General features: G+C 56.9%; 9 protein-coding genes. 2 read left to right on the top strand and 7 right to left on the bottom strand.

Annotated features, from left to right (window positions below; all coding sequences use genetic code 11):
* Positions 1 to 305: 305 nt before the first annotated feature.
* The 5 genes from IB237_RS15340 to IB237_RS15320 all read right to left on the bottom strand — a co-directional run bounded on the left by IB237_RS15340 (position 306) and on the right by IB237_RS15320 (position 6,137).
* Positions 306 to 1,535 (bottom strand): acyl-CoA dehydrogenase family protein, encoded by a 1,230-nt coding sequence (locus IB237_RS15340; protein ID WP_192489559.1) that lies wholly within the window; start codon positions 1,533 to 1,535, stop codon positions 306 to 308.
* Positions 1,536 to 1,569: 34 nt separating this feature from the next.
* A complete protein-coding gene (locus IB237_RS15335) occupies positions 1,570 to 2,568 on the bottom strand; it encodes an ABC transporter permease (RefSeq protein ID WP_192489558.1) in 999 nt (332 codons plus the stop codon).
* The gene (locus IB237_RS15330; protein ID WP_192489557.1) at positions 2,565 to 3,563 is read right to left on the bottom strand and encodes an ABC transporter permease; all 999 of its coding nucleotides are present in this window, start codon (positions 3,561 to 3,563) and stop codon (positions 2,565 to 2,567) included. Before IB237_RS15330 ends, IB237_RS15335 begins: the two co-directional genes overlap by 4 nt.
* Positions 3,560 to 5,077: a sugar ABC transporter ATP-binding protein gene (locus IB237_RS15325; protein WP_192489556.1), complete on the bottom strand. Its 1,518-nt coding sequence runs from the start codon at positions 5,075 to 5,077 to the stop codon at positions 3,560 to 3,562. The genes IB237_RS15330 and IB237_RS15325 overlap by 4 nt, the downstream gene beginning before the upstream one ends.
* 64 nt (positions 5,078 to 5,141) lie before the next feature.
* Positions 5,142 to 6,137: a sugar ABC transporter substrate-binding protein gene (locus tag IB237_RS15320; RefSeq protein WP_192489555.1), complete on the bottom strand. Its 996-nt coding sequence runs from the start codon at positions 6,135 to 6,137 to the stop codon at positions 5,142 to 5,144.
* A 226-nt stretch (positions 6,138 to 6,363) separates the two neighbouring features.
* Between IB237_RS15320 and IB237_RS15315 the strand changes: the two genes are divergently transcribed.
* Complete coding sequence (locus IB237_RS15315; RefSeq protein ID WP_371815343.1) at positions 6,364 to 7,725, top strand: LLM class flavin-dependent oxidoreductase; 1,362 nt, start codon at positions 6,364 to 6,366, stop codon at positions 7,723 to 7,725.
* Between the two features lie 65 nt (positions 7,726 to 7,790).
* On the opposite strand, the gene IB237_RS15310 is transcribed toward IB237_RS15315, so the two are convergent.
* Positions 7,791 to 8,465: an alpha/beta fold hydrolase gene (locus tag IB237_RS15310; RefSeq protein ID WP_192489554.1), complete on the bottom strand. Its 675-nt coding sequence runs from the start codon at positions 8,463 to 8,465 to the stop codon at positions 7,791 to 7,793.
* A gap of 533 nt (positions 8,466 to 8,998) precedes the next feature.
* On the opposite strand from IB237_RS15310, the gene IB237_RS15305 reads away from it, so the two are divergent.
* Positions 8,999 to 10,180, top strand: a complete 1,182-nt coding sequence (locus IB237_RS15305; protein WP_192489553.1) for a PLP-dependent aspartate aminotransferase family protein — start codon at positions 8,999 to 9,001, stop codon at positions 10,178 to 10,180.
* A gap of 21 nt (positions 10,181 to 10,201) precedes the next feature.
* Here IB237_RS15305 and IB237_RS15300 read toward each other — a convergent pair whose 3' ends face one another.
* Positions 10,202 to 11,380: an FAD-binding oxidoreductase gene (locus tag IB237_RS15300; protein WP_192489552.1), complete on the bottom strand. Its 1,179-nt coding sequence runs from the start codon at positions 11,378 to 11,380 to the stop codon at positions 10,202 to 10,204.
* Position 11,381: the final 1 nt, after the last annotated feature.

The following is an 11,381-nucleotide window of genomic DNA, read 5'->3' as shown; positions in this document are numbered from 1 at the left end:
GCAAGGACCTTATTCGAATACGATTGCCACCCAATCACACTCTCGTTGAGCATTTGAATGGCTGCGCATCGCTACCGTACATCAACAAGACAGTCTCCTTCGAGAAAGGGGCCTGTCTCGAGCAATCGCCTCAATCGGTCTTTCGCGATTAGGTCTTCCCGAAATATCCTGCAGGGAACTGGGTTGCCGAAAGTACACTTGGCGGTTTTTATTGCCAATGCCTACATGTTTCCGCTTGGGTTGAAGGAGACCAGACGTCTGATCTTGCTGCCCGCCGTGCAGGCGAGCTGGCAATGCCTACTTTTTCAAGCGGGCGTACCGATCTGCCATTGTTCCGGTGGCAATGTGCCATTGACGGCGTAGTCGCCGACGATACGGTCCTTGTAGACGCGTGGATTGTGCGATGAAAGGGTGCGAGCGTTGCGCCAGTGGCGGTCGAGCGCCAATCCCTTGCGCGTGGCGGAGGCACCGACTGCATCGAAAACGTTCGTTGCGGCATCAAGGATTAGCCCTGAGACCACGGTTAGCGACTGAGACGTTTCGAGTTCGGCGATATCGACCGCTTTCCGGTAGTCGGCCCAATCCCCGACGAGGCGGGCATCTGCGGCGCGGTCAAGAGCTCGGGCCACCTGCAACGTGATCGCGCTGGCAGAATAGGCTGCAGAACGTGCGCGGCCGATGACCTGCAGCACCTGCGGGTCGGTGGCCGGTACACTCGAGGCGGCATTACTGTAGGTCCGGCGCCTATTTTTCACAACGTCTGCGACATCGCGTACTATTGCTCGGCCGATGCCGGCAAGCGTTGCGAGATGAACGAGCTGGTAGAAAGCGGGCGAGTAGAGAAAACGCCCTTCTTCCAACACAGCGTCCTGCGCCGAGACCGCGACGTCGCTGAAACGGGCGGTGCCACTGGCAGTACCAATCTGACCAAAGCCATCCCAGTCGTCGACAACCTCGACGCCGATGGAATCGCGTCGGACAGTCACTGCAAGTGTCTCGCCCGTTTCGTCATGTGTCGCACCGATATCGATCCAGTCGGCGAAGAGTGAACCGGTGGTGTAGAATTTCGCACCATTCAGCACCATCGCTCCATCTTTGTGAGATATTCGCGTGGCAAATCCGTCAAGCGGCGCGTCGCCGATTTCCGTCCAGGCGCTGCCAATGCTTTCGTCCTTGGCGATCCGCTCGACCCAAAGAGTGCGTCGCGGTCCGGGCTTTAAACCCACGATGTCCTCAACGAAGCCAAAATGGGCACGCAGTGCCTGCGTCACATTCGAATCCGCCTCGGAAAGCTCGATAAGCAGTGCGAAGATATCCGAGGCGCTGGCTCCAAGACCGCCTTCGGCTTCCGGCAGCCGCGCGCGCATGAAGCCGGCTTGTTTCAGCCAAGCAATCGGCTCATGCGGCAGCACGCGCGCAGTCTCCCGGGCAAGCGCACCCTCAGCGATCCGGTTGAAAATCGGGCGGAAGCGGTCGGCCAATATCTCGAAGCGATCGGACGGGCCGGCACCCCACGCATGATCGAGTTGGGTCATGATGTCATTCCTTGGATAGTTTTATGTGTCGTTATTAGGTGCGCAGGCGTCCGATGCCGTAGCTAAGGGCGAGCGAGAGAAAGATGGCAACGCCGGAACCGAATTGTTGCCAGTAAAAATCCCAGCCGATCATCAGCAACCCATTCGCAACAATGGCGAGAAAGAGGACGCCAACAAGCGTCCCCAAAATATTTGGTGTGCCCCGTGCACTGGTCGTTGTACCGATATAGGCAGCACCGATGGCGTTCATCAGAAATGTATTTCCGGAAAAGGGCATGTAAGCGTTGACATTGGCCGAGAGAAAGATCCCGGATAGCCCGCCTATTAGTGCTGTCAGCATGTAAACAATGGCAATGGTCCGCCGAACCGGGAGGCCTGAATAAAGAGCTAACATAGACTGCAACCCAATCGCTGAACTCTGTCGGCCAAAACGGGTCCAAGCGATAAGCGCGTGCGCCGCAAATGCCACAATCAGGACGGTAATCAGCGGCAGGGGGATGCCAGCGATCGTGCCGCGAGCGAGAAATGGCACTGCGGCGGGCACGTCATTGTAGGGGATATAGATTGGGTTTCCGCCGCTGGTCGCCAATTGCTGCACGGAATGACCAATGAACAGTGTGCCGAGCGTCGCCAGGAACGGCGTGATGCCGAGTCCTGCGATTAGGGCGGCGTTGAAGATGCCGGCGATAAGAGCGGCGCCGAGAGCGACGATTAAGGCAAATGGCACGGGAAGTCCGCTGACAATGGCTGCCACGAAAGCAAGGCTAGCGAAATCGATGGCGACGGCGACCGAGAGATCAATCCCGCCGGAATGAACCGCAAGCGTCAACGCGATCGCGGCGATCGCCAGCAGTGCGAAATTGTTGACGAGCAGATTGCGGATGTTGCCGGTCGAGGCAAAGCCCGGCGCTAGTATCGCAAAAAAAACGAAAACGGCAACGACTGCGAGCGGCAGGCCAAAACGCGATAACAACACCAAAAGGCGCAGTTTACCTGGCCCATGGGAAGCAGACGATATGGAAGGGGCACTCATGCACGTCTCCGGAGCGAAGTTGCGGCGACCACGAACAACGTCAACACACCCTGGATACCGCTGACCCAATAGCTCGACACATTGAGGAGCTGGAAGCCGTTGGTCAGCATTCCTATGAACAGGCTGGCGGCCAGTGTGCCGGCGATTGTTGGTACCAGTCGTCGGGAGAAGACGACACCAAGGAAAGTGGCAGCTATGACCGGCAGCAGCATTTCGCCGGACCCGTTTGAACTGGCGCCGAGGAAAGCAACGGAGAATAGCCCGCCGATTGCACCTGTCACTCCACTCGCGACATAGGCACCCCCGACATGGAGCGGCACATTCAATCCCGCCGCGCGAGCCGCGAGAGGATTACTTCCTACCGCCTGCAGATTGAGGCCGAGCGGGGTGTGGCGGGTGACGACGATAAACAAAACGGCGAACACCAGCAGCGCATATGCAAGCACGGGAAAGCCGAACCTGTCGATGCCACCGAGAAAAGCCGTCAAACTGGTATCGACCACAATCGTCGCATTTTTGGTTATTACTTGCTCCAGACCGGTGGCCATCGACATCGTCGACAGTGTCGCAAGGAGCGGTAACATGCCGATGCGGGTGACGGAGAGCGCATTGACAATCCCAACGCCAAGGCCGGTTGCGAGCGACGCGGCAATAGACAATGCTTCAGGCTGGCCACCAGCGGCCAGCGTCGCGTAGACGCTCGCCGAAAGACCCATAGTCGCCGGGAGGGATAGGTCGATACCCCCAGCCAGCGCATTGTCACCGCCCGTGACGACTACCAGAGTGAGGGCGAAGGCCAGTACGGCGAGGATCGCCGACTGCGCGACAATCGACAGAAGGTTGCCGGGAAAGAGAAACAGCGGCGAACCGACGGCGAAGAAAACGAAGATCGCAGCAAAAAGGAAAAGCGCGCCCGCCCTGAGCAATGATGGCAGAAAGCGGTTCCAATCGACGCCGTCTCGTGGGGGTGTATGGTCAAGTGCAAGCGGTGTCATGGATGCCTGTCCGTCGGCGCCCCGGCAGCTACAGCAAGCAGCCCGGCGGTGGTTGTCTTGCTGGCCGGTGCGTCGAGCGCAACATGGCCGCGGTGGAAGACGACGATACGGTCCGAAAGCCCCTGGATCTCGTCGAGATCGGAAGATACGACGATGAGTGCATGGCCCTGATCGGCAAGGTCGCGTAGCGTCCGGTAGATTTCCGCCTTAGCCGCGACGTCGATTCCGACGCTCGGTTCGTCCAGGACGTAGAGCGTTGCATCGCGGCAGAGCCACTTCGCCAGCGACACCTTCTGCTGGTTGCCGCCGCTGAGCGTTGCAGCGGGTACCGTCTCGTCTGGCGCCTTGATAGCCAGCGCGCTGATGAAATGGCGGGCGCGGATGGCGGCCCGGCGAGGTTGCATCAGACCATAGAGGTTGAAGCGCTCAAGGCTTGCGAGCACTATATTGTCGGTGAGACTGAGTGAGAGGCCTATGCCTTGCGCGCGCCGATCTTCTGGTACCAACGCAACGCCGGCTTCGAGCGCATCCCTTGGCGATTTGGGTCGATAGGGCTTTCCGGCAAGCGTCATCGTTCCTGCCGCCGCCCGTTCGAGACCGAAAAGCACGCGGGTGAATTCTTTGATGCCAGAACCAATCAGGCCGGTGATGCCGACAATCTCACCGCGACGCACCGTGAGGTCGACGTTGGCAAATGCCTGGCGGTGAGCAAGTCCAATAGAGTTGAAGAAAGGTTCTCCGGTACTATCATGCCGGTCTGGAAACAGCCGGCCGACATCGTTGCCGATCATTAGCTCGGTCATTGCCGCGACGCTCGTTTCGCTTGCCCTGAGCGTTGCAACGTCTCTGCCATTGCGCAGCACGGTTATCCGGTCGCAGATGTCGCGGATCTCTCGGAGGTAGTGCGAAATGTAGATGACGGTGATACCGGCATCGCGCATCGCCCGGATCGCCTCGAAGAGATTGTCGACCTCGCGCGCAGCAAGCGCCGCCGTTGGTTCGTCGAGGATCAAAATTTTGGGGTCGGAAAGCAGCGTTCGGGTGATCTGGATGATCTGTTGCTCAGCGGTAGTAAGTTCGCCAATCAGTGCGCCGTCTCGAAACTCGGTCCGGAAATAGCGGCGAATGATTGTTCTCGCCTTCTCGCGCAGGAGCCGTCGGTTGATAGTGATACCATTCCTTGTGGCACCCGGTGTGGCATAAAACAATGCCTCCTCGACGGTGAAAGTCGCAACCGTCATGCGATCCTGGTAGACGATACCGATGCCGCGCTTCAGCATCTCGGACGGCGTCAGAGCCGCAACGGTCTCGCCAGCAATGACGATTTCACCACCGTCTGCTGGCTCAAGACCGGAGAGGATTTTCATGAGCGTCGACTTGCCTGCGCCGTTCTGGCCAATCAGTCCATGGACCTCTCCCGGAGCAACGCGAAGGTTGGCACCGGAGAGTGCATGCACGGGCCCGTAACGCTTTTCGATTGCGCGAAGATCCAAGGCAAATTCGCTCGATACCATATGAGATTTAAACTCCCTCATGATCGAGGCGGAGTATCATGCGATGCTCCGCCTTTTGTCCGCGTCAGCCGGTCTGTCCAACCTGCTTCTGGATCTCGCGGGCGTTTTGCTTGTTTGCAAGCACACCGGGCACAAAGCTTGTCGCGGGAACCTTTTCGCCAGCGAGGTAGCGCGTGACGTTCCACACGGCGGTCTTGCCGATCAGTTCAGGCTGCTGCACGGCGACAGCACCGGCCGGCGCATTCGGGTCTGCAACCAGCGAAAGATATTCCGGCGTACCGTCGACGCCATAGGTGAGCACGTCCTTGCGGCCAGCGGCGAGCAGAGCCTGTGTGGCGCCGAGGACCGGAATATCCCAGGACGCCCAGATCGCCGAGAGCGAGCCCTCTGGATATTGGCTGAGGAGTGCCGTCACCTTCTGGAAGGAATCCTGGATCGTATTCGGTACGATCTCGCGCAGGTCAGGCTGCACAATCTTGATTTCGGGATAATATTTGAGCACCGCGCGCAACTGTTCCAGGCGGATCTCGCAGGGCACGACACCTTCGATCGCGGCGAACAGTGCAATATTGCCCTTGCCGCCGATGTCGGAGGCAAGTTGCAGGCCGAGCTGCGCACCGATCGAGAAGTTGTCAGAGGTCGAATTGTTGATTGCGTTGTCGGTGACGACATCGACAGTGAAAACCGGGATGTTCGCCTCGCGCAGTTTCTTCAAGCCGGAATCGACAATCGGTAAAGCACCGAGTGTCTGGATGACGGCATCCGGTTTCTGTGTAACAAGCGTCTGCAGCTGGGAGACCAGTTTCTTGTCGTTGCGACCGGCATCGAGGCCGATGGCGGTACCACCGAGGCGTTCAATCTCGGCGATCTGGGCCTGATAGGCCTTCAGGTCAAAAAAGTGGTCAGTACCAACGATGCTGACGGCGATCGTCTTGCCTTTGAGCGAGCGCAGGTCCGAAGGGGCGTCCTGCGCCTGCGCGACGCGCGATCCAATGGTGGCCACAGCCGCCGCTGCGGCTGTGACGGTAAAGCTGCCCTGGAGGAATGATCTGCGGTCCATCCCAAAATCTCCTGGAAGGGGTTGACCGGGCACGATGCTCGGTTCGACTGGCGGAGAAGCTAAATGGGTAATACCGTAATGTATGCAAATTATATGTTTTTTATATATTATAAATGGAAATGTAATTGCTCGAACTGTCCGGTGGGCGATGATAATTGCATCGTGAAAATCTTGATTACGCCCTCGAATGAATTTTCATACCCGTGGGGCCTGCGATAGGAACGGTTTGGTGCATCCGCTAATCTTCAATGCCTTTGTCATGAACAGCCCCGGCCACCTTTCGCCTGGTCTTTGGCGCCATCCGCAAGACATCTCGGCCCGCTTCAATTCCCTTTCCTTCTGGGTTGATCTCGCTCAACTCCTGGAGCGAGGCCTGTTTGACGGTATCTTCATCGCCGACTTCTATGGCCATTATGACGTCTTCACCGGCTCATCGGCGCCTGCATTTCGCGACGCTGTGCAGATTCCGCGGAACGATCCGTTACTTCTGGTGTCTGCGATGGCGCATGCAACACGTCATCTCGGATTTGGGGTGACAATGTCGACGACCTACGAGCCGCCTTTCGCGCTGGCGCGACGACTGTCGACGCTCGACCACCTGACGGAAGGGCGGATCGGTTGGAACATCGTCACTTCTGCGTCCGACAGCGCCGCGCGCAATTTCGGTCTGAATCAGCAGCTGACCCATGAAGAGCGCTATGACCTTGCGGAGGAATATATGGAACTCTGCTACAAGCTCTGGGAGGGAAGCTGGGAGGAAGACGCCCTCATTATTGACCGCGAACGCGGCGTATTCGCCGATCCCACCCGCATCCATCCAGTCAACCATGTCGGCAAGCATTTTTCCGTCGAGGGGCCGCATCTGAGCAGCCCTTCGCCACAGCGCACGCCGGTATTGTTCCAGGCTGGTGCCTCCTCCTTCGGCCGGCCCTTCGCCGCCCGACATGCCGAATGCGTCTTCGTTGGCGCGCCCTCGAAAGCGGTTCTCAAACAAAGCGTCGCCAAATTACGAAAAGCTTTTTCCGATGCCGGTCGTGACCCGACCTCAATCGCAATCATTGCTGAGCACACCGTGATCACCGCGCCGACAAGGGCCGAGGCCATGGCGAAACATGCGGACTATCTCAGTTACGCATCTCGCGATGGTGCGCTAACACTGATGTCAGGCTGGACCGGCGTCGATTTTGATCGCTTCGCCTCGGATCAAGTTTTCGAACATGTAGACAGCAACGCGATACGCACAGCTGTGGAGGCAATGAGCTCGGCCGATCCGTCGAAGACATGGACGGCGGGCGAGATTGCAGATTGGTGCAGTATCGGCGGTTTGAGCCCCGTCAGTGTTGGAGATCCTGAGGACGTGGCGGATCAGCTTGCAGGTTGGGCTGAGGAAACAGGGATAGACGGCTTCAATCTTTCCTATGCTGTCATGGACGGCGGCTTTCGCGATTTCATCGACCTCGTCGTACCCGTGCTTCAAGAACGCGGTCTCTACAAGACAAGCTATCGCGACGGGAGTTTGCGGCAGAAGCTATTTGGACGAGGCGACAGGCTGGCCGCACCTCATCCTGGCGTTGGCTATCGTCGGTGAAAGGTAGCGTTTCGTTGGGCAAAAACGGAAACCTCCGACAGTGGTGATTAGCCGTAAGCGTTTAGCTATTTTTCACCGTCCACATGGCGAAGTAAAGTATCGCTCAGGAGGTGGGGGTGACTGATTATTGCATCGTGTGGAGCGTCAAGCTCGAGGTAACCCCATTCAGCATCCGCTTTTACTCGACCGACCGACTTTTGGAGCAATTCGCCTGGCGCTTGCGAGCAACGCAAGTAGGTTTTGCGAAACACTGACGGCCTACTGTCCAAGCTCACGCGTTCAAAATAGCCTCCGACAGGATGTGGCGTCAGTCGCGCATCCACCCAATATTGATCTTGCTCTTCAACTCCAAAGGCCGCAGACGAGAGTGGCGGAATGTGCCAATTTGCATCGGCCTTCGCCATTTTCCTGTATTGGTCGCGTATCGATGGTGCGTGATCCAAGAACATTTCGCCATCGAAAGGCAGAAATGCATCCAGCAGGATCAACTGTTTTACCTGTGCTCCCAGCCGATGCGCTGCGGCAGTGGCGGGAAACCCACCATAACTGTGTCCCACCAAAACAATTTCAGCAGCTTCTTGTGCTTCAGCATTGCGGACTATGTCATCAATGTGGGTGGACAGGTTTACATCGCGTGACAGCAAATCAGAGCGTTCGGCCAGTCCCGTTAGGGTAGGGGCTGAAACATTATGTCCGGCCTTTTCGAGTATCAGCAAAACCCGGTCCCCACCAGCCGCCATGCCAAGCGCCATGAACTAAAGCGATATTTACCACGCCGTATGCTCCTTCGTCTGAATGGGCGCGTAGTTAGCTTACGCTCTAATCATGCATTTCGCGTTTTCGCCACACAAGCGCGGATCGTTGCAATTCGGATGTGTCTGTGTGTCTGTGGTGGCAGGTTATATAACTCAGCAATGGAAGCTCGCCAGAGATTATTGACCCAACAATACGGATTTCGTGTCCGAATGGGGTTAGCGTCTGTGGAAGTGCGGTATGCAGAAATATCTGACAGGAGCAATGGTCGCCAAGACGTTGCTGCGTAGATCACGAGCGAAGTCGCAGCGGCGAGACCTCAGCTATGTTGGTCGATTAGACTGCTAGAAAAATTTGCGCCTAGCCGGGCTAATTTGAGCAATTATTGGCTATCAATGGATGGTGTCCAATCTAATTTGGTCGGGATGGAGTACCAGTATTAGCGACTGGCCTCCAACCGCTCCGCCGGAGCGCCCAACGTCGGAAACGCCAAATTTTAAGTATTCAAAGGGTTCAGCAGATGAGTTCTCATTCCAACAGACTTGCAATCGAAACGCGAGCGATCCATGCCGGCCAAGAGCCGGACCCTTTGACTGGTGCGGTTGTTCAGCCGATCTATACTGCCAGCACCTACGTGCAAGAAGGCATCGGTCAGAACAAGGGGTATATGTACTCGCGCAGCAAGAACCCAACGCGTTCTACACTCGAGGCGTGCCTGGCAGATCTGGAAGGCGCCAAGAGGGCGCTTGCCTTTCCGACGGGCCTTTCTGCCGCAGCTTGTATTCTGGAATTGCTGGATGCCGGCGGCCATGTTGTCGCTCACCATGACGTCTATGGTGGCATTTACCGCTTGCTCGCGAAGGTGCGCAACCGCACGGCCGGACTGAAAGTTGATTTCGTCAATTTTTCGGATATCGAAGCGGTGCGGCGCGTCGTGACGCCAGCCACGAAAATGTTGTGGTTCGAAACACCATCTAATCCATTGCTCGAGATCGTGGACATCGCCAGTGTCGCCGAAATCGCCAGGGAAGTGGGCGCGCTGACGATCTGCGACAATACGTTTTCATCGCCCTACTGCCAGCGTCCGATCGAACTGGGTGTCGATATTGTGATGCATTCGGCGACCAAATTTCTCAATGGGCATTCGGACCTTCTCGCTGGCGTTGTCGCTCTCTCTGATAAGCTGCCTGACGAAGTCGTGGATGAACTTGTCTTTCTGCAGAATTCAGTTGGTGCGGTTCTCGATCCCATCAGTTGTTCGACATTGCTCCGCTCGATCAAGACATTGGCAGTGCGCATGGATCGGCACATCGAGAATGCTGCTGCCATTTCTGCTTATCTTGATGAGGCGCAAACCCAATTGCGTATCGAACGGCTTATCTATCCAGGGCTGAAAACCCATCCGGGACATGAGATCGCCAAACGGCAGATGAAAGGTTTTGGATCAATCATCTCTTTTGCGGTCGAAGGTGGCGAGGAACGTGCCAATCGCGTCGCGCAAGATCTGCAGTTGTTTGCCTATGCGGTCAGCCTGGGAGGCGTCGAAAGTCTCGTGCAGCACCCGGCAAGCATGACCCACAAGGTTTTGCCGGTTGCACGCCGGCAACAATTAGGCGTGACGGACAATCTTTTACGACTGTCCGTCGGAATCGAAAATGTGGATGACTTGATCGCTGACTTAAGACATGCGTTGAGCCGCTAATTTGGATAGTTTCCGGCTTCCCTATTGAAGAGAGGGAGGCCGGAGATCACTGCTTTTTCCAAGCGGCTTTAAGAGACGTTGCGGGCGAAATGGGGCAAGGCTTTGTTGTTCGTTTAGCGCAATGATCTCTTCCGCTGCGAAACCTGAAAGAACTGGTGCCAGGGTAACACCGCTGTGGGTGGCGAGAATGTAGATTTTCTCGTCGAGCCAGCCGATGGCGGGAAGCCCGTCGCTGGTCAAGGACCGCCTGCCGATCCGCAATTCCTGAATTGCATCTTGTGGAATTGAGGGCAGAAGATGTCGAAGTCGCCGCTGGAATTCGCGCGCCATTGCGCCGTTGGGGGAAAGGTCGCTCTCTCCGCTGAGCAACGTGTCGAGTTCGAGTGATTGCAAGACAAGTCTGTTTCCGCCATCGGGTCGAATATTCAAGTTTGGACCGAACAGAAGGCTATATACCTGGACAGGCAATGGCTGAGTGTAGGCAAGCATGCTTCGCACTCGTGGCGTGGGATCAAGTGGTTCCGGTGCGGCAAAGTCATAACCGAGCTCGGCCAGAAGGGGACGCGTCCAACGACCGGCTGTAAGGACAACGCGGTCAGCGTGCACTGTGTCGCCATCGTTCAAAGTAAGCGTGCCCCGACCATTTTTGCGCTCGATTTTCACGACAGTCTGGCCGAACCGAACAGCCGAGCCGGTTTCAATTAACCGTGAAAGTGCCCACGCTGCGAAACGGGGGATGTCGACATAGCCCTCCTGCGGAAACCAGGCGATTTCGACATCCGGAATATGCAGGCCCGGATTAGTGCGTCGGGCGTGCGAAGCGTTTTCGATCGATGCGGAATAACCGATATCGCGAAGGTCTTGAACACGCTGCTGCAGCAGATGCAGTTCGGCTTCGTTGACCCACTCGTAGGCACCGGTTTGACGGAACCAGCGGAAATGGTCGGGTAGATCAGCTTGCCAGGCGACATGTCCGGCAAGACCGGCGGTGTTGAGATCGTGATAGCTCCGCGGCTGCTTGCCATTCGAATTGACCCAAGCAAAGCTGGTGCCTGATGTTCCCCTGATCGCGCCGGCTTCGTCGATCAAGATGACGCGAGCTCCCCTTTCTACAAGGCGCACTGCTGTCGCAAGTCCAAGAATTCCAGCGCCCACCACAGCGATATCAAGAGTGCCGACAGTGCCGTTTTTATCTATCATT

The sequence above is a fragment of the Agrobacterium sp. AGB01 genome, assembly GCF_014851585.1.
GTDB lineage: Bacteria > Pseudomonadota > Alphaproteobacteria > Rhizobiales > Rhizobiaceae > Agrobacterium.
Note: the sequence above shows the minus strand (reverse complement) of the source record. Positions and strands in the feature narration are given on the sequence as shown.

What these genes read in the sequence shown, in the direction of transcription:
- IB237_RS15320 (WP_192489555.1), bottom strand. Translation starts at nt 6,137, where the DNA reads ATGGACCGCAGATCATTCCTCCAGGGCAGCTTTACCGTCACAGCCGCA.
- IB237_RS15305 (WP_192489553.1), top strand. Translation starts at nt 8,999, where the DNA reads ATGAGTTCTCATTCCAACAGACTTGCAATCGAAACGCGAGCGATCCAT.
- IB237_RS15340 (WP_192489559.1), bottom strand. Translation starts at nt 1,535, where the DNA reads ATGACCCAACTCGATCATGCGTGGGGTGCCGGCCCGTCCGATCGCTTC.
- IB237_RS15310 (WP_192489554.1), bottom strand. Translation starts at nt 8,465, where the DNA reads ATGGCGGCTGGTGGGGACCGGGTTTTGCTGATACTCGAAAAGGCCGGA.
- IB237_RS15330 (WP_192489557.1), bottom strand. Translation starts at nt 3,563, where the DNA reads ATGACACCGCTTGCACTTGACCATACACCCCCACGAGACGGCGTCGAT.
- IB237_RS15325 (WP_192489556.1), bottom strand. Translation starts at nt 5,077, where the DNA reads ATGGTATCGAGCGAATTTGCCTTGGATCTTCGCGCAATCGAAAAGCGT.
- IB237_RS15335 (WP_192489558.1), bottom strand. Translation starts at nt 2,568, where the DNA reads ATGAGTGCCCCTTCCATATCGTCTGCTTCCCATGGGCCAGGTAAACTG.
- IB237_RS15300 (WP_192489552.1), bottom strand. Translation starts at nt 11,380, where the DNA reads ATGATAGATAAAAACGGCACTGTCGGCACTCTTGATATCGCTGTGGTG.